The organism is Actinoplanes utahensis, assembly GCF_016862455.1.
GTDB lineage: Bacteria > Actinomycetota > Actinomycetes > Mycobacteriales > Micromonosporaceae > Actinoplanes > Actinoplanes utahensis.
Genome location: NZ_BOMZ01000086.1, coordinates 49,731 through 66,186, shown reverse-complemented (window position 1 = coordinate 66,186; position 16,456 = coordinate 49,731). Strand labels below are relative to the sequence as shown.

Below are 16,456 nucleotides of genomic sequence, written 5' to 3'. Positions count from 1 at the left end.
GTGACGTCCGGGCGCGTATCGCGGCCGGACGTCACACACGGTCGGGTCAGTCGCGGCGCCAGCGCAGCAGGGAGCGTCCCCGGCCGCGCTGACGTGGCGTCGCCGGCACCCGGATCGTGGCCGCGGCCAGTTCCCGGGTGGGGCGGTCCAGGCCGGGCGCGGCCAGGGCGAGTTCGGCGACCGCGCGGGCGTTCGGGCCGGAGGCGGTCTCGGTGAGCCGCGCGGTGACCACGGCGGCGATGTCGTCGCGGGCCGCCGGATCCACCCAGGCGTACGTGACGAGCGCGAACAACGCGGCCTGGGTCACCCGGTCGACCTCGCCGTCGAGCAGCCCGAGCAGCAGCCGGCGGCGGCTGGATTCCGGCCAGGGCTCCTCGGCGCCGTGGTGCAGCAGCCCGAGGCAGGCCCACACCTCCAGACCATTCTGCTGGTCGGCCCGTGCCGTCTCCGGGTGCGCCAGCAGGGCCAGTAGCTCCCACGGTTCGACCAGGACCAGGCCGAGCGCCCGGTCGTAGGCGCCGGGCGGGTGCGGCCAGACCGGGCCGGCGACGCGCTGCAACCGGTGCAGGGCGTCCGCGGAGGGTTCCGCGTTGACCGGGGCGCGGCCGGCCGGCAGCGGCGTTCCGGGCGGCAGTCCGCCGAGCCAGGGCGTGTTGCGGCAGCACTCCTCGAGGTCGGTGTGCTCGTGCGCGTCGTCCGGGTGGTCGCGGAGGAAGTCGGCGAGGCCGACCAGGTGGCGGACGTCGCCGTCGGCGCGGTACCGCAGGCGGTGCGCGGTGTGCACCACGCAGTCGAAGGCCGGGTCGCGTTCCAGGGCCAGCTCGGTCCAGCGCAGCGCCTCGTCGAGCCGGCCCAGGTCGGCGAGCGTGGCCGCGACGTCGGCGTAGACCGAGAGGTCCTCGGGGTCGTAGGCGACGGCCCGGCGGAGCGCGGCGAGGGCCTCGGGCATCCGGCCGGCGCTGCGGAACGCGTACCCCAGCCAGATCTCGCCCAGCTTGGACGGCTGCGCCTTGGCGCCCCGGCCGGCCCATTCCACCGCCAGCCGGACCTCGCCGAGCCGGCGCGCCAGCGCCGAGCCGGCACCGAGCAGCATCCCGTGCTCGCCGTGCGCCGCGAGGGCGTGCCGGACGACGGTGAGATAGGGCCGCAGCGGTGTCACGGTGGCCGCGGGGGCCGGGTCGCCGACCGCGGTGCAGAGCCGCATGACGGTACGCGCGAGCAGCCCCGGCTCGATCCGGGCGCCGAGCGCCGGGTCGCCGACCCAGGGCACCCCGGCCCAGTCCAGCTCGGGCGCGTGCCCGCTGGCCGTGGCGAGCAGCGGCAGGGCCTCCTCGGGACGGCCGGCGGCGGCGAGCAGGTGGGCGCGGGCGGCGAGGCGGCCGGCGGGCGCGTGCGGTTCGGCGGGGAAGAGCTCCAGAGCGCCACCGGCCCGGGCCGCCAATCGGCTGAGCAGCTCGTGGATCTCGGGCAGGGTGGGTGCGTGGGTCAGGGCGGTGGCGAGATGTCCGGCGGCCGGCACGAATGCGCCGTTGTCGAGGGCTTCGCGTGCGCGCACGAGATCACGGCGGGCCGAGGGGGAATCCACGACTGAAGACCCTAGGGGAAGCGCCGCGTCTTGTCAGTCCTCACGTTTGCTCGTTCATGCACGAAACATTGACTTAGTAAGCGCCTTCTTGCAAGACTGCGCACAGAATGAGCATGGTACGTACGAAGGGGAGAATCACGTGACACAGCGAGGCCTGGGGATGTCGGCGGACATCGCGGAACAACCCGCCGGTTTCGCGCGGCTGCTGGAGGACGGCCCGTCCGCCGCGATCGCCGAGGTCGCCGCGAAGGTCGCCGGCAAGGCGCCGCGCAGCGTCCTCTTCGTCGGCCGCGGCACGTCCGACCACGCCGCGCTCTACGGGGCCTATCTGGCCGAGATCCGGCTGGGCCTGCCGGTCGCCAGCGCCTCACCGAGCGCGATCACCCTCTACGGCGCCCGCCCCGACCTCACCGGCACGCTCGTCGTCGGCGTCAGCCAGAGCGGCGGCTCGCCCGACCTGGCCGGGGTGCTCAACGTGGCGCGAGAGACCGGCGCGCTCACCCTGGCGATCACCAACAACCCCGCGTCGCCGCTCGCGCAGGCCGCCGAGCTGTCCATCGACGTGGCCGCCGGGCACGAGCGTGCCGTCGCCGCCACCAAGACCTACACCGCCGAGCTGCTGGCGCTGCTGATGCTGGTCGAGGGCATCCGGGCCGGCGGCGCCCTCCCCGCCGACGAGCGGGCCGCCCTGGAGAAGCTGCCGGAGCTGGCCGCCGGGGTGCTCGCCGACCGGTCGGCCGAGGAGCTGGCCCAGCGCTACCGGTTCGCCTCCAGCCTGGTCACCACCGGCCGGGGGTACGCATACCCGACCGCCCGCGAGGCCGCCCTGAAGCTGATGGAGACCTCCTACCTGCCCGCGCTCGCCTTCTCCGGCGCCGACCTGCTGCACGGCCCGCTCGCCATGGCCGACCCGGACGTGCCGGTGCTCGCGGTCGTCGGCGAGGGACCCGGTGGCCGGTCGATGCGCGACGTGGTGACCCGGCTCGGCGAGCGCCGCGCCGACGTGGTCACGATCGGCGCGGCGGACATCCCCGGCGCCTCGGCCCGGCTCGCGGTCCCGGCCGTCGACGAGCGGTATTCCCCGCTGCTCGACATCCTGCCACTGCAGAAGCTGGCGCTCGCCCTCTCGCTGGCACGTGGCGAAGATCCCGACGCGCCTCGCGGGCTGAAGAAGGTCACGACCACCCTTTAGAAATAAGCTGGGCTCGTGTCCACCCTGCGTGACCTCGTCGAAGAACACACCGACCTCAGCCCCGCCGACATCGATCACCTGCACCGGATCGCCGGTGACTGGCAACTGCTGTCCGATCTCTCCTTCGCGGACCTGTTGCTCTGGGTGCCGATCAAGGGGGAGCCGCGGCGGCCCCGGGAGTTCCTCTGCGTCGCGCAGGTGCGGCCGACCACCGCGCCCACGGCGTACCAGGACGACCAGGTCGGCAAGATCGTCGGCGGGCCGGAGGTGGCGCACCTGGACGTGGCCATCACCCAGGAGCGGATCTGGCGCGAGGGCGACCCGGTCTGGTACGGCGACACCCCCGCCCGGCACGAGGCCATCCCGGTCCGGCTGCGCGACGCCACCGACCTGGAGGAGGCGCTCAGCGAGGTGATCGCGGTGATCGGCCGCGACACCAACCTGAGCACCGCCCGCACCCCCAGCCAGCTCGAGCTCAACTATCTGACCACGGCCGACGACCTGGCGCAGATGGTGGCGGACGGGACGTTCCCGCCGCCCCGTCTGCCCGGGGAGATCACCTCGGCGCCGCGGGTCGGTGACGGGCTGATCCGGCTGGACGCCTCCGGCAAGGTGACGTACGCCAGCCCCAACGCGCAGTCCGCCTACCGCCGGCTCGGCTTCAACGCCCACCTGGTCGGCGAGGAGCTGGCGAAACTGTCCAGCCGGCTGTCCGGCGACCCGCTGGAGGGCAACGACGCCGCCGAGCGGATCCTGTCCTCGCTGCGCGGCGAGTTCCCGGCCCGGATGGAGGTGGAGGCCCGCGGCGCCACCGTGCTCACCCGGGCGCTGCCGCTGCTGCCGGCCGGGGTGCCGATCGGCGCGCTGGTCCTGGTCCGGGACGTCACCGAGGTCCGCCGCCGGGAGCGCGCCCTGATGACCAAGGACGCCACCATCCGGGAGATCCACCACCGGGTGAAGAACAACCTGCAGACCGTGGCCGCGCTGCTGCGCCTGCAGGCCCGCCGGGTGGACGCGCCGGAGGCCCGGATGGCGCTGGAGGAGTCGGTGCGCCGGGTCGCGTCGATCGCCCTGGTCCACGAGACGCTCTCGATGTCCAGCGACGAGGCGGTCGAGTTCGACGGGATCGTGGACCGGGTGGCCACCGCCGCGGCCGAGGTGGCCAACACCGGCTTCCCGGTCAAGATCCGGCGGGAGGGCACCTTCGGCGTGCTGCCCGCGGAGATCGCCACCTCGCTGGTGATGGTGCTGAACGAGCTGCTGATCAACGCGGTCGAGCATGGTTTCCCCGCGCCCGACGAGGACGGCGACGGCGCCGGCACGGCTCCGGGCGGCGAGGGTGAGGTGGTCGTCTCCGCGCACCGGTTCCGCAAGCAGTTGCACGTCACGGTCGCCGACAACGGGCAGGGCCTGCCGGAGGGCTTCAAGTTCGAGGGCAGCAACCGGCTCGGGCTTCAGATCGTCCGCGCGCTGGCCACCGGCGAGCTGCGCGGCAGCATCGAACTGCGCAACCGGGCCGGCGGTGGCACCGAGGCGGTCGCCGTCGTGCCCCTGGAGAAGCGCTGATCCGATTTTCCCGGCCGGCCGGCCGGGACCTCTCGGCCGGCCGGCCGGGCTGTCTCGTGGCCGCGAGACAGCCCTCTCAACCAGCCGGGGACGCGGCGCGGACAGCGCGGACAGCCGGTTGAGCTGGGACGACCGTGAGGGCGGCGGTACAGCGTAGGGGGCAAGTGTTACAAGATGTTGGCGTTGTGCTACTCCGCACACTCCCGAAATCTGGACCGTGCTGGCCGAGAATCGCGGGGCGTGAGAGGCTTGCCGACATGACCGCTGCAGTTGACCGCCGCTTCGTGGCCCGCCGCCACGTCGACTACGGCCGTGTCCGCAGCGCGATGTGTCCGGCTTCCTGACGACGCCCGATTTCCTGTTCCGGGCGCTCGACCGCCGGGCCCACTCCTGACACAGATGTCACGAGCCTCCCACGGGCCGTGAGCGGCACAGCGCGCCCACGAAACCCGGAGGAACGCCGAGATGGCGCCCAGCAACACTCCCGCTGCAAGGCCCGCCGCCCGCCCCCGTAAGGCGCGCGGTGAGGGCCAGTGGGCGCTCGGACACCGCGAGCCGCTCAACCCCAACGAGCGCAGCAAGAAGGACGACAACCCGCTCAACGTGCGGGCCCGGATCGAGAACATCTACGCGCACGGCGGTTTCTCCTCGATCGACCCGGCCGACCTGCGGGGCCGGTTCCGCTGGTGGGGTCTCTACACCCAGCGCAAGGCCGGGATCGACGGCGGCCGCACCGCCGTCCTCGAGCCCGAGGAGCTCGAGGACGAGTACTTCATGCTTCGCGTCCGGTGTGACGGCGGCGCCCTCAGCCTGGCGCAGCTGCGCGTCATCGCCGGGATCGCCACCGAGTTCGCCCGGGACAGCGCCGACATCACCGACCGGCAGAACATCCAGCTGCACTGGATCCGGGTCGAGGACGTGCCGGAGATCTGGCGCCGGCTGGAGGCCGTCGGCCTGCAGACCACCGAGGCGTGCGGCGACTGCCCGCGTGTCGTGCTGGGCAGCCCGGTCGCCGGCATCTCCTCCGACGAGGTGCTCGACGGGACGCCGGCCATCGACGAGATCGTCAAGCGGTACGTCGGCAACCCGGCCTACTCGAACCTGCCCCGCAAGTTCAAGTCGCAGATCTCCTGGCTCGCCGACGGGCCGTACACGGCCAACGACATCTCGTTCGTCGGCGCCGTGCACCCCGACCACGGCCCCGGTTTCGACCTGTGGGTCGGCGGCGGACTCTCCACCAACCCGATGCTCGCCGAGCGCCTCGGCGTCTGGGTGCCGCTCGCCGAGATCCCGGACGTCTGGGAGGGCGTCGTCGGGATCTTCCGGGACTACGGTTACCGCCGTCTCCGGCACCGCGCCCGACTCAAGTTCCTGCTCGCCGACTGGGGTGTGGAGAAGTTCCGCGAGGTCCTGGAGAAGGAGTACCTGGGCCGCGCGCTGATCGACGGCCCGGCGCCGGACCTGCCGGAGAAGCCGATCGACCACATCGGCGTGCACAAGCAGAAGGACGGGCTCAACTACATCGGCGCGGCGCCGGTCGTCGGGCGGTCCTCCGGCGCCCAGCTCACCGCGCTCGCGGATCTGGTGGAGAAGCACGGGTCGGAGCGGGTGCGGCTCACGGCGTACCAGAAGCTCCTGGTCCTGGACGTCGCCGACGACCAGGTGGAACCGCTGGTCGAAGGGCTGCGGGCGATCGGCCTGGAGGCCCGCCCGTCGGCCTTCCGCCGCGGCACCATGGCCTGCACCGGCATCGAGTACTGCAAGCTGGCGATCGTCGAGACCAAGGCGCGCGGCGAGGAGCTGGTGGCCCGGCTCGAGGAGCGGCTCAAGGGCTTCGACAGCGACCTGTCGATCCACATCAACGGCTGCCCCAACGCCTGCGCCCGCACCCAGGTCGCCGACATCGGCCTCAAGGGCCAGCTCGTCATGAACTCGCACGGCGAGCAGGTCGAGGGCTTCCAGATCCACCTCGGCGGGGCTCTCGGCATGGCCAAGGGCGAGACGGCGGGCTTCGGGCGCAAGGTGCGTGGCCTCAAGGCCACCGCCGAAGAGCTCCCGGAGTACGTGGAACGCGTCGCCACCCACTACCTCGACGGCCGGGCCGAGGGTGAGACGTTCGCCCGCTGGGTCCTCCGGGCGGACGAGGAGCTCCTGAAATGAGCGACAGACAGGCCCCGCTCTACTGCCCTTACTGCGGCGATGAGGACCTGCGTCCCAACGAGGCTTCGCACGGCGCGTGGGAGTGCCGCTCCTGCGCCCGCGTTTTCTCGATCAAGTTCATCGGCCTTCTGTCCAAGGGAGTGGGTTCCAAATGAGTCTTCTCAATGCCGCGGGTCTGGGCCTGATCGATCTGGCCTCGTCCCCCGCCGGTCCGGAACGGCGTAAGCCGGCGGAACTCCAGGCTCTCGCCCTCGCCGCGGCGGAGGAACTGGAGGGCGCGCCCGCCGAGGAGATCGCCAAGTGGGCGACCGACACCTTCGGCGAACGGTTCTGCGTCACCAGCTCGATGGCCGACGCCGTCGTGGCGCACCTCTTCTCCCGGGTGTCGCCCGGCGTGGACGTGGTCTTCCTGGACACCGGCCTGCACTTCCCGGAGACCCTGAAGGTCCGTGACACGGTCGTCCGCACGATGAACGTGAACGTCCGCTCGATCCGTCCCCGCCTGACCGTCGGCCAGCAGGACGGCGAGTACGGGCCCCGCCTCTTCGCCCGCAGCCCCGACGAGTGCTGCTTCCTGCGCAAGGTGGAGCCGCTCGAGCGCGCCCTCGCCGAGTACGACTCGTGGGCCACCGGCCTGCGCCGCGACGAGTCGCCGACCCGCGCCAACACGCCGGTCGTCGCGTTCGACGCCAAGAAGGGCAAGGTGAAGGTCAACCCGATCGCCGCGTGGACCCAGGAGGACGTCGACGCGTACATCAGCCGGTGGGACGTGCCGGTCAACGAGCTGTTCAAGAAGGGCTACGGTTCGATCGGCTGCTGGCCGTGCACCCGCCGCACCAAGGCCGGTGAGGACCCCCGCGCCGGGCGCTGGGCCATGTTCGAGAAGACCGAATGCGGTCTGCACGTCTGAAACCCCCGGCACGGCCGGCCGTGGTCCTGGTGGCCCACGGCAGCCGTGACCCCCGGGCCGCGATGTCCACCGAGGCGCTGGCCCGGGCCGTCGGGCTGGCCCGGCCGGAATGGACGGTCCGGGCGTCGTACCTGGACCATGACGGGCCCCGGCCACTGGACGTGCTGGGGGCCCTGCCCGGCCCCCGCGCCGTGCTCGTCCCGCTCCTGCTGACCGCGGCCTACCACGGTCGGGTCGATCTGCCCGCGGTGATCCGCGAAGCCTCCGCGCTGCTGCCGATCGCCGTCACCGCCACCGACGTGCTCGGCCCCGCCTCGCCGCTGCTGCTCGCCGCGGTGAGCCGCCGGCTGCCGGTGGACGACCTCGACGCCGTCGTGCTCGCCGCCGCCGGCACCCGCAATGATCAAGCCCGCCAGACGGTCGCTGACGCCGCTGCGGCCCTCGGACGGCGCCTGGGGATGCCCGCGGCCGTCTCCTACGCCTCCGGACCCGGACAGCGGGCCGGAGAGGCCGTCACCGGGCTGCGTGCGGCCGGCGCCCGGCGGGTCGGGATGGCGGCCTACTTCCTGGCCCCCGGACTCCTGTATGACGCCTCCGCCGATGCGGCGCGGGCAGCCGGGGCGGTGGCGATCGCCGAGCCCCTCGGTGCGGCGCCGGAGTTGGTCCGGCTGGTCTGCGCCCGGGCCGAGACGGTGCTGCGGGCCCCGCTCCCCGTCGCGGCCTGAGATCCCGGCTGGGCGCCGGGACTGTGCCGGTCCCGCTCGCAGCCTGAACCTCCGCTGGGTGCCGTGGCTGTGTCGGTCCCGCTGGTGGCCGGAGACCCCGGCTGGTTGTCAGGGCTGTCTCGCGGCCCGCGAGACAGCCCTGACAACCAGCGGGACGTCACTCTGGGCGACGATCACTCTGCGCTAGGCAACCGTTGGGGCATAAGCGGATCGGAATCGGGACCGTCCTATGCGGAGTGTGCCGGAGTCGCGACGCAAAGCGTCTTGATCAGAATTTCGAGATCATTTCGGCGGTACGGCTAAACGTACCGTGATCGCATTAGCGCACTGTGGAATGGAACGCAGCGTGAGTGTCCCGAAACAGCAAGACGCCCCGGTGCCGTAAGGCCCGGGGCGCGAATGCTGTGTGGGGGATTGGTTCAGGCAGTGGGGGCGCCGACCCGAAGGCCGCCACGGCGCTTGACGGCACGCCGTTCGTCTTCGCTCATCCCGCCCCATACGCCGGCGTCCTGACCCGACTCGAGTGCCCACTGAAGGCACGACTCGGTCACCGGGCACCGCCGGCACACGGCCTTGGCCTGCTCGACCTGCAGGAGCGCCGGGCCGGACGTCCCGATCGGGAAGAACAGCTCAGGGTCCTCGTCGCGGCAGATCGCATCGTGACGCCAGTCCATGGCGGCAAACTCCTTGTTTCGGATGGGGTAATGAAAACAGTGCTGTTTACCTATATGCGAGCGCAGTGGTTCGCGACGGCTTGTGCCCGTACGCTCACCGGTGCGTCAGCAAGCTTTTGTGTTTGGTTGCTCTTAGGCGCTTCTGGATTAGGAACGCGTACAAGCGGCAACCGGTTACTTCTTATCGCTTGTGAATGCTTTCACGAACTCACGCGATGTCAAGGGTAGCGCTGGAAGTTTCTCCCGGCGGGTGAGCTGGCTCACGTACCCATATGTCCGGTTCCGCCGCTGTAGCCGGTGCCGGTTGACGAACGCTCCCATCAATGTAGTACGGTCCCGGCCACTTCGCTGACCTTTTGCCCGTGTTTCTGTAACGGATCGTGAGCACGTGTCCGAACACGTACCCCGACGTCAGCAGATCACACGCAGAGCCGAGGGGACGGACACGAAGTGCACCTTCTGCCGCTCCCCTAGGTAATCGCCGTCCAGCTGGAACGGTTGCGGCCGGGACGCGACCACGGTGAACTCCGCGACGTCATGCAGACGTAACACCTGTTTACCTTGCGGATCACCGGCTCGCCACGCGAGTTGTGTCACGGTGCGCGCGCTGCGGGCGACGGTGAGGCGGCGCAGGGCCAGCACATCCAGCCCGAGATCGAACGAGGCGTCCGAATTCAAATGGACAGGACGGTCGCCCACGTACGTCCACGGGGCGGTGTTCTGCACGATCACCGTGCCCAGGTCCGTGTCCGGGGTCTCACCCGGTCGTTCCAGGGTCAGCGGCGGGTCCCGCCGGTCCAGGCCGGTGAAGAACTGGCCGAACGTCGCCCGCGCGTAGAGACCCGGCGTCGACGTGCGCCCACGCAGGCGGGCCTGCTCCACCCGGCGGATCGTCGCGGCGTCCCAGCCGAGCCCGGCGGTGAAGGTGAACCAGCGGTCGTCCGCCCGGCCCAGCCCGATCACCCGGTGCCGGCCGTCGCGCAGGCCGTCCAGGATCACGCTCGTCCCGTCGGCCCAATCCCGTGGCAGACCGAGCGCGCGGGCGAACACGTTGGTGGAGCCGCCGGGGACCACCGCCAGCGCCGGCAACCGGTCGGCGAGGGCGCCGGGCAGCCCGCCGAGCGCGGCCGACGCGGTCAGCAGTCCGTTCACCGCCTCGTTCACGGTGCCGTCGCCGCCGAGCGTGACCACCACGTCGACGCCGCTCTCCGCCGCGTCGCGAGCCAGCCTGGTGGCATGGCCGCGCCGCTCGGTGTAGGCCACGCTCAGATCCGCGGCGGTGCGCAACGCCCGCACCAGAACGTCGCGGCCGCGCTCACTGGTGGTCGTCGCCCGGGGGTTGACCACCAGCAACGCACGCATGCGCGGCACTGTACCCGGCAACGGCCCGGAAAGCTGTCGGTATGGTGCACCAGTGCCCCGCACTCCGACTCTCGAATGGGGGGTCCGGCTGCTCTACCTCCAGAGCGCCGGGCTCGCCGCGCTCACGGCGTACCTCATCGTCCTCGATCTGACCCGCGACGACGTCGTCATCGCGATCGCCGCCTCGCTGACCGTGATGGCCGCCCTCGCCGCGCTCGCGGTCTTCGCGGTCGCCCGCGCCCTCGGGCGCCGCAAGGTGCGAGCCCGCGGCCCGGCCGTCGTCGTGCAGTTGTTCCTGCTGGCCACCGGCGGTTTCCTGGTTCAGTACGGCACGCTCTGGGCCGGGATCGGGCTGCTGCTCCTGGGCGCCCTGACCGCCGCCCTGATCCTGGTTCCGCCCAGTAGCCGAGCGCTGGGCGTCGACTGAGCGGTCGCGATTCGCCGACACTCGGGGCGCTGGGCGGTCGCATCCCGCCCGGCCGTCGACGAAGCGGCCGCGTTTTGCCCGGTAGTCGATCGCTGGCCGTCGATTAGCGGGTCTGCGCAGGCGGATCAGGGCCTAACCTGGACGGGTGACCGGCTCCACGGTGCGCCCACCCGCCTATCAGCAGCTCGCCGACGAGTTACGCGCGGAGATCACATCCGGACGTCTGCAACCCGGTGAGCGCCTTCCGCCCGAACCCGAACTGTGCGTCAAGATCGGCGTCAGCCGCAGCACGGTCCGCGAGGCCCTGCGCCTGCTCGCCAGCCAGCACCTCATCGTCACGACGCGGGGTGTCACCGGCGGCAGCTTCGTCGCCCATCCGGACGCACGCCAGCTCGGTGACGGGTTGTCCACCGGGTTCGCCCTGCTCACCCACTCCGCCGCGGTGGGTCTCGCCGACCTGCTGGAGTTACGCCGTGCCCTGGAGGTCCCGGCCGCGGGCATGGCCGCGATCCGTCGGGAGGAGGCGCATCTGACCGAGTTGCGCGGGGCCCTGTTCGACCCGGGGGCCGATGACGTCGACACGATGCTGGCCGCGCACTCGGCCTTTCACCGCACGGTCGCCAAAGCCACCGGCAATCCCTTGTTCGAGCTGGTGGGGCGGCCGTTGTACCAGGCCAGTTACGGCGAGGAGGTGATCGGTGATCTGCCCGAGGGTTACTGGAGGCAGATCGACATCGACCACCGGTCGCTCCTGGACGCCCTGGCCGCGCGGGATCCCGAGGGCGCGACGAGGTGCGCGGCGGCGCACCTCGATTTCATCGCCCGGACCGTCCGCTAGGCCCCGGTGCGGCGGATCCGGCGCAGGGCGGCGCCGCACGTGGATCTAGAACTCGGTCCGGCGGGTCAGCAGCCGGATCGTGGCGTGCCGGCCCGTCGCCGAGGCCTCGGCGGACGTGGTGAGGGCGGTCAGCACCTTCCACGCGAAAGAGGACTCGGACGGCAGCCGGGCGCCACGGACGGTGGCCACGGTGACCTCGACCGTGAGCGCGTCGTCGGTCACCGCGAAGCGGCACTCCAGCTCCGCGTTGCGGGTCGCGATGGCCAGCAGCATGGCGCAGGCCTCGTCCACGGCGATGCGCAGATCCTCGATCTCGTCGAGGGCGAAGTGCAGGCGGGCGGCGAGACCCGCGGTGGCCGTCCGGAGGACACCCAGGTAGCCCCCGTCGGCGGGCACCGTCAGTAGCACGACGTCGTCTCCGACATCCGGCTCGAACTCCGTCATCTGAGTCACTCGGTCCCCTCCTCCCGATGGAGAGACTGTAGCGGCTGCAAGACGCTGCGGGACCACCCGGTCACCGCCTGTTTTCCGTGGACAGGGTGAAACAGCGACGGCCGGCGCCGCAGGGCGGGCCGGCCGTTCGATGGACCGCGCGGGCTCAGGCCTGCTTGGTCTCCCAGAAGATCTTGGAGATCTCCTCGATCTTGCCCAGCAGCTGCTCGGCGACGGCCGGGTCGACCTGGCCCTTGGCGCCCGCGGCGCCGGCGAGCTTGGTGGCCTCGTTGAAGAGCTGGTGCAGGTTCGGGTACTTCTCGAAGTGCGGGGCCTTGAAGTAGTCCGTCCACAGGACCCAGAGGTGGTGCTTGACCAGTTCGGCGCGCTGCTCCTTGATGAGGATGGCCCGGGTGCGGAACTCGGGGTCGGTGTTCGCCTGGTACTTCTCGGCGATCGCCTTGATCGACTCGGCCTCGATCCGGGCCTGGGCCGGGTCGTAGACGCCGCACGGCAGGTCGCAGTGGGCGCTGACCACAGTGCGCGGGGTGAGGAAACGCGGAAGTCGCATCAGGACTCCTCCATAGAGTTTGCGATGATCCGAGGTTGACCCTACCCCTTACATCGCTGGGGTAACGCGACGGAGGCTTGATGCCTTGAGGTGGCAATTACCACTGTTCGCCGTGCTCGTGCACGGTCCCTCGATGGCGCCCACACTGCGGGCGGGCGACGCCCTGATCGTGCGGCGCGGAGCACGTCGGGTAAGGGCCGGGGACGTGGTGGTGGCCGAGTTCCGGTCCCGGCCCGGCCTGCTGGTGGTCAAGCGAGCCGTCGAGGAACGGGACGGAGGGTGGTGGCTGATCGGGGACAACGAGTTCGTCACGGACGATTCCCGTGCTCACGGCGTCGCCGACGTCATCGGGCGTGTGATATTTCGCTACTACCCGAGACCGTTCCGGTTAAGTTAGTGTCCTCTGATCCCCAGCGCACACCCGCGCTGGAGGTGGTTGTACCGGGTGATCCCCGCATCGCACCGCGGTTCCGGCGCATACTCGCGACCGGGATTCAGCAGGTGCCACGTATCAATGTCGATGCATTGTGGAGTTTCACCGTGTCTTTCTTCAGTTTCGAACTCGATCCCGCCCTCGCCGCCGACCCCGTCTTCGACCTGCACCGCCGGGGCAAGATGACGATGAGCGCGACCGTCCCGCTGGCCAGCCGTGACGACCTCTCGCTGGCGTACACGCCGGGCGTCGCGCGGGTCTGTGAGGCGATCGCCGAGGACGAGGCCCTCTACCCCGACTACACCTGGACGTCGAACACGGTCGCCGTGATCACCGACGGATCGGCCGTCCTCGGGCTCGGCAACATCGGACCCAAGGCCGCCATGCCGGTCATGGAGGGCAAGTCGGTCCTGTTCAAGCAGTTCGGCGGCGTCGACTCGATCCCGATCGTCCTGGACACCCAGGACGTCGAGGGGATCATCGCCACGGTCAAGGCGATGGCCCCGTCGTTCGGCGGCATCAACCTCGAGGACATCAGCGCCCCGCGCTGCTTCGAGATCGAGCGCCGCCTCGACGCCGAGCTCGACATCCCGGTCTTCCACGACGACCAGCACGGCACCGCGGTCGTCACGCTCGCCGCGCTGCGCAACGCCGCCAAGCTGCTCGGCCGCTCCTTCGGCGACCTGCGCGTGGTGATCAGCGGCGCCGGCGCCGCCGGGGTCGCGATCACCCAGACGCTGATCGCGGCGGGTGTGGAGGGCGCCAACATGATCGTCGTCGACTCGCGCGGCATCATTCACGACGAGCGCACCGACCTCAGCGGGATGAAGGCGAAGATCGCGGCGACCACCAACCTCTCCGGTCGCAGCGGCGGCATCACCGAGGCACTGATCGGCGCGGACGTGCTCGTCGGCGTCTCCGGCGGCAACATCGGAGAGGAGGCGCTGGCCGGCATGGCGCCCGGCGCGATCATCTTCGCGCTGGCCAACCCGACCCCCGAGGTCCCGCCGGCGATCGCCCACAAGTACGCCGCGATCGTCGCCACCGGCCGCAGCGACTTCCCCAACCAGATCAACAACGTCCTGGCGTTCCCCGGCATCTTCCGCGGGGCTCTGGACGTCCGGGCGAGCACGATCACCGACCGGATGAAGGTGGCGGCGGCCGACGCGATCGCCGCTATCGTCGCCGACGACCTGCGCCCGGAGGCCATCGTCCCGTCACCGCTGGACCCGCGGGTCGCCCCGGCGGTCGCCGCCGCCGTCGCCGCGGCGGCCATCGCGGACGGCGTCGCGCGCCGCCCCGCCCCGGTCCCCGCCCCGGCTCCGGCCGTCGTGGTCGAGGCGCAGCACGCCTGATCGACGCGTCGTCACGCCGCCCCGCGTTCCTCGAGGGCGGCGTGATGCGTTAACGGTCGCTAAGGTCGGGAGATGCGCGCTGCCTACGCCTCAGCACTCAGTCCCGAAGAGCCGCTCAGCGGCCTGACCGTCGGTGATCTGCCGTTCACTTCCCCGGACGGCTGGGTGCCCGTCGACGTGCGGGCCGCCTCCCTCAACCACCACGACATCTGGTCGCTGCGCGGCGTGGGCCTGCCCGCCGACCGGCTCCCGATGATCCTCGGCTGCGACGCGGCCGGGGTGGACCCCGACGGCAACGAGGTCGTGGTCTATCCGGTGGTGGAGGACGAGGCCGACCCGCGTGGTTTCTCGCTCTTCTCCGAGCGGCACCCGGGCACGCTCGCCGAGCGCCTCGCCGCGCCCCGGGAGAACCTGATCCCGAAACCGGCAGGCGTGTCCTTCGCCGAGGCGGCCTGCCTGCCCACGGCCTGGCTCACGGCGTACCACATGCTCAGCCGCGGCCGCGTCGCGGACGCCTCGGCGGTGCTGGTCCAGGGTGCGGGCGGCGGTGTCGCGACGGCTGCGGCGGCGCTTGCGGTCTCCCTCGGCAAGAGGGTGTACGCGACCAGCCGCGACCCCGGCAAACGCGAGCGGATCGCCGCGCTCGGCGTCACCGCCGTGGAACCGGGCGCCCGCCTGCCCGAGCGCGTCGACCTGGTGATCGAGTCGGTCGGCGCGGCCACTTTCGATCACTCGCTGAAGTGCGCCGCCCCCGGTGCCCGGATCGTCGTCTGCGGCACCACCGCGGGTCACCGCCCCGAGGTCGACCTGCGCCGGGTGTTCGCCATGCAGCTGGAGATCCTGGGCAGCAGCATGGGCACCCCGGACGAGTTGGCGGCCCTGCTGGAGCTGGTCGCCGCCGGCACGGTGCGCCCGGTGATCGACTCGACCTTCGGCTTGGGTCGGGCGGACGAGGCGTTCGCCCGCCTGGCCGCCGGCGACGTCTTCGGCAAGATCGTCATCGAACCCTGACACCCCCGAAATCCACGCTGGGGTCAGAAAGTGCTGGTCAAGGCGGCCACCCCACCCGCTGCGGCGTCCTGCGGCAGGCGGGCCCCGGCGGCCTCGTCGCCGCGGAGCGTCCAGAGCCAGAAATCGGTGGTGGTGGCGGCCACCAGGGCCGGCTGGTCCCGGTGTGGCAGGTGGCCGCCCTTCGGGATCTCCAGGAAGCCCTTGGGCCAGGTCACCTCGTTGTACGCCCCGTACGCCTGCTCGTAGGTGACCGTCTCGTCCCGCTTGCCCTGCACGAACAGCAGCGGCGCCGGACTGCCCGCGAACGGGGCCGGTTTCGCCATCTGCCGGCCGGCGATCAGCAGACCCGCCCTGAGCCGCTCGTCCCGGCTGCCGCTGAACAGCCCGACCGTGGTGATCGCGCCCGCCGAGTGCCCGGCCGCCGCGATCCGGCCGGTGTCGATCCGGCCGGGCAGCGCCTTCAGCACCTCGGTGATCACGAATCGTGCGTCGGCCGGCTGGTTGACCACGTCGTCGGCGTCGAACGTGGCCGCCTGATACCAGGTGTGCGGGTACTTCGGGGCGGCCACCACGAACCCGGCGGCCGACCAGGCGCTCAGCAGCTCCGTGTAGTCGTCGGGCTGTGAAGTGAGCCCATGACTGAAATAGATCATCGGGGCCGGGTCTGTCCCGGCCGGCAGCCAGACCTTCGTGGGCAGCGGGCGGCGGCCGTCCCGGTCGAACGCGAACTCCTGCGTGCCGCCGGCGGGCGCCGGTGCCGGCGTGGTCGAACCGGCGGCCTTGGGCGTCGACGCCTCCGGAGCCTTCGACGTCGACGGCTCCGGCGCCTTCGAGCAGGCGCTCAGGCCGGTGACCAGGGCGAGGGTGAGGACGGAACGGCGCAACATCCGCACCATTCTGCCGTCTCAAGATCAAAGAATGCTGGCAACGGATGGTAGCCGACATCACACCCGGTTCCGCCGATCAGGTGCCGTATTTAGCCATCCTTGACCGGCTTCGTTAGGGTCGGCGACATGGCTGACAACCAGGTCGATCCGAGCGGCAACACCGAGGCGTTCCGGGCCTTCACCCGGACGACGCCCCCCGAGGCGGAGGCGCCGTCCAAGACTCCGTTCGTCATCGGCGGAGTGGTCGCGGTCGTGGTCGTCGTGATCGCGCTGCTCGCCTGGCTCGCCCTCTAGGCGCCGCGGGAGCGAGCTAGCCCCTCGCTGGAGC

At 71.4% G+C, this 16,456-nt stretch carries 17 protein-coding genes; 11 read left to right on the top strand and 6 right to left on the bottom strand.

Annotated features, from left to right (window positions below):
- Window positions 1–46: 46 nt before the first annotated feature.
- Entirely contained in the window at window positions 47–1,555 is a 1,509-nt protein-coding gene (locus tag Aut01nite_RS30315) for a tetratricopeptide repeat protein (RefSeq protein ID WP_236642670.1), read from the bottom strand.
- Between the two features lie 190 nt (window positions 1,556–1,745).
- On the opposite strand from Aut01nite_RS30315, the gene Aut01nite_RS30310 reads away from it, so the two are divergent.
- The 5 genes from Aut01nite_RS30310 (at window position 1,746) to Aut01nite_RS30290 (ending at window position 8,138) form a co-directional block, all read left to right on the top strand.
- Window positions 1,746–2,777, top strand: coding sequence for an SIS domain-containing protein (locus Aut01nite_RS30310; RefSeq protein ID WP_043524648.1), 1,032 nt, complete (start codon window positions 1,746–1,748; stop codon window positions 2,775–2,777).
- Between the two features lie 15 nt (window positions 2,778–2,792).
- The gene (locus Aut01nite_RS30305) at window positions 2,793–4,343 is read left to right on the top strand and encodes a sensor histidine kinase (RefSeq protein ID WP_043524649.1); all 1,551 of its coding nucleotides are present in this window, start codon (window positions 2,793–2,795) and stop codon (window positions 4,341–4,343) included.
- Window positions 4,344–4,808: 465 nt separating this feature from the next.
- Window positions 4,809–6,503 carry a nitrite/sulfite reductase gene (locus tag Aut01nite_RS30300; protein WP_043524650.1) on the top strand — a complete coding sequence of 565 codons (1,695 nt, stop codon included), beginning with the start codon at window positions 4,809–4,811 and terminating at the stop codon, window positions 6,501–6,503.
- A 151-nt stretch (window positions 6,504–6,654) separates the two neighbouring features.
- A complete protein-coding gene (locus Aut01nite_RS30295; protein WP_043524651.1) occupies window positions 6,655–7,413 on the top strand; it encodes a phosphoadenylyl-sulfate reductase in 759 nt (252 codons plus the stop codon).
- Window positions 7,395–8,138 (top strand): sirohydrochlorin chelatase, encoded by a 744-nt coding sequence (locus Aut01nite_RS30290; protein ID WP_043524652.1) that lies wholly within the window; start codon window positions 7,395–7,397, stop codon window positions 8,136–8,138. The genes Aut01nite_RS30295 and Aut01nite_RS30290 overlap by 19 nt, the downstream gene beginning before the upstream one ends.
- Window positions 8,139–8,557: 419 nt before the next feature.
- Here Aut01nite_RS30290 and Aut01nite_RS30285 read toward each other — a convergent pair whose 3' ends face one another.
- Both Aut01nite_RS30285 and Aut01nite_RS30280 read right to left on the bottom strand, forming a co-directional pair.
- The gene (locus Aut01nite_RS30285) at window positions 8,558–8,812 is read right to left on the bottom strand and encodes a WhiB family transcriptional regulator (protein WP_043524653.1); all 255 of its coding nucleotides are present in this window, start codon (window positions 8,810–8,812) and stop codon (window positions 8,558–8,560) included.
- Between the two features lie 411 nt (window positions 8,813–9,223).
- A complete protein-coding gene (locus Aut01nite_RS30280) occupies window positions 9,224–10,174 on the bottom strand; it encodes a diacylglycerol/lipid kinase family protein (RefSeq protein ID WP_043524654.1) in 951 nt (316 codons plus the stop codon).
- Window positions 10,175–10,226: 52 nt separating this feature from the next.
- Between Aut01nite_RS30280 and Aut01nite_RS30275 the strand changes: the two genes are divergently transcribed.
- Both Aut01nite_RS30275 and Aut01nite_RS30270 read left to right on the top strand, forming a co-directional pair.
- Window positions 10,227–10,601: a hypothetical protein gene (locus tag Aut01nite_RS30275; RefSeq protein WP_043524655.1), complete on the top strand. Its 375-nt coding sequence runs from the start codon at window positions 10,227–10,229 to the stop codon at window positions 10,599–10,601.
- A 145-nt stretch (window positions 10,602–10,746) separates the two neighbouring features.
- Window positions 10,747–11,439, top strand: coding sequence for a FadR/GntR family transcriptional regulator (locus Aut01nite_RS30270; protein ID WP_043524656.1), 693 nt, complete (start codon window positions 10,747–10,749; stop codon window positions 11,437–11,439).
- A gap of 45 nt (window positions 11,440–11,484) precedes the next feature.
- Here Aut01nite_RS30270 and Aut01nite_RS30265 read toward each other — a convergent pair whose 3' ends face one another.
- Both Aut01nite_RS30265 and sodN read right to left on the bottom strand, forming a co-directional pair.
- A complete protein-coding gene (locus Aut01nite_RS30265; protein WP_043524657.1) occupies window positions 11,485–11,883 on the bottom strand; it encodes an ATP-binding protein in 399 nt (132 codons plus the stop codon).
- Between the two features lie 154 nt (window positions 11,884–12,037).
- Complete coding sequence (gene sodN / locus Aut01nite_RS30260) at window positions 12,038–12,442, bottom strand: superoxide dismutase, Ni (protein ID WP_043524658.1); 405 nt, start codon at window positions 12,440–12,442, stop codon at window positions 12,038–12,040.
- 85 nt (window positions 12,443–12,527) lie between these two features.
- On the opposite strand from sodN, the gene Aut01nite_RS30255 reads away from it, so the two are divergent.
- The 3 genes from Aut01nite_RS30255 to Aut01nite_RS30245 all read left to right on the top strand — a co-directional run bounded on the left by Aut01nite_RS30255 (window position 12,528) and on the right by Aut01nite_RS30245 (window position 15,241).
- Window positions 12,528–12,839 carry a S26 family signal peptidase gene (locus Aut01nite_RS30255; protein WP_268871701.1) on the top strand — a complete coding sequence of 104 codons (312 nt, stop codon included), beginning with the start codon at window positions 12,528–12,530 and terminating at the stop codon, window positions 12,837–12,839.
- A gap of 143 nt (window positions 12,840–12,982) precedes the next feature.
- Window positions 12,983–14,230 carry an NAD(P)-dependent malic enzyme gene (locus Aut01nite_RS30250; protein WP_043524786.1) on the top strand — a complete coding sequence of 416 codons (1,248 nt, stop codon included), beginning with the start codon at window positions 12,983–12,985 and terminating at the stop codon, window positions 14,228–14,230.
- A gap of 72 nt (window positions 14,231–14,302) precedes the next feature.
- Window positions 14,303–15,241, top strand: coding sequence for a zinc-binding dehydrogenase (locus tag Aut01nite_RS30245; protein ID WP_043524661.1), 939 nt, complete (start codon window positions 14,303–14,305; stop codon window positions 15,239–15,241).
- A gap of 23 nt (window positions 15,242–15,264) precedes the next feature.
- Here Aut01nite_RS30245 and Aut01nite_RS30240 read toward each other — a convergent pair whose 3' ends face one another.
- Entirely contained in the window at window positions 15,265–16,128 is an 864-nt protein-coding gene (locus tag Aut01nite_RS30240; RefSeq protein ID WP_043524787.1) for an alpha/beta hydrolase family protein, read from the bottom strand.
- Between the two features lie 126 nt (window positions 16,129–16,254).
- Here Aut01nite_RS30240 and Aut01nite_RS30235 point away from each other — a divergent pair, with 126 nt between their 5' ends.
- The gene (locus Aut01nite_RS30235; protein WP_173476668.1) at window positions 16,255–16,422 is read left to right on the top strand and encodes a hypothetical protein; all 168 of its coding nucleotides are present in this window, start codon (window positions 16,255–16,257) and stop codon (window positions 16,420–16,422) included.
- Window positions 16,423–16,456: the final 34 nt, after the last annotated feature.

What these genes read in the sequence shown, in the direction of transcription:
- Aut01nite_RS30310 (WP_043524648.1), top strand. Translation starts at nt 1,746, where the DNA reads ATGTCGGCGGACATCGCGGAACAACCCGCCGGTTTCGCGCGGCTGCTG.
- Aut01nite_RS30300 (WP_043524650.1), top strand. Translation starts at nt 4,809, where the DNA reads ATGGCGCCCAGCAACACTCCCGCTGCAAGGCCCGCCGCCCGCCCCCGT.
- Aut01nite_RS30295 (WP_043524651.1), top strand. Translation starts at nt 6,655, where the DNA reads ATGAGTCTTCTCAATGCCGCGGGTCTGGGCCTGATCGATCTGGCCTCG.
- Aut01nite_RS30290 (WP_043524652.1), top strand. Translation starts at nt 7,395, where the DNA reads ATGCGGTCTGCACGTCTGAAACCCCCGGCACGGCCGGCCGTGGTCCTG.
- Aut01nite_RS30285 (WP_043524653.1), bottom strand. Translation starts at nt 8,812, where the DNA reads ATGGACTGGCGTCACGATGCGATCTGCCGCGACGAGGACCCTGAGCTG.
- Aut01nite_RS30280 (WP_043524654.1), bottom strand. Translation starts at nt 10,174, where the DNA reads ATGCGTGCGTTGCTGGTGGTCAACCCCCGGGCGACGACCACCAGTGAG.
- Aut01nite_RS30265 (WP_043524657.1), bottom strand. Translation starts at nt 11,883, where the DNA reads ATGACGGAGTTCGAGCCGGATGTCGGAGACGACGTCGTGCTACTGACG.
- sodN (WP_043524658.1), bottom strand. Translation starts at nt 12,442, where the DNA reads ATGCGACTTCCGCGTTTCCTCACCCCGCGCACTGTGGTCAGCGCCCAC.
- Aut01nite_RS30245 (WP_043524661.1), top strand. Translation starts at nt 14,303, where the DNA reads ATGCGCGCTGCCTACGCCTCAGCACTCAGTCCCGAAGAGCCGCTCAGC.
- Aut01nite_RS30240 (WP_043524787.1), bottom strand. Translation starts at nt 16,128, where the DNA reads ATGTTGCGCCGTTCCGTCCTCACCCTCGCCCTGGTCACCGGCCTGAGC.
- Aut01nite_RS30235 (WP_173476668.1), top strand. Translation starts at nt 16,255, where the DNA reads ATGGCTGACAACCAGGTCGATCCGAGCGGCAACACCGAGGCGTTCCGG.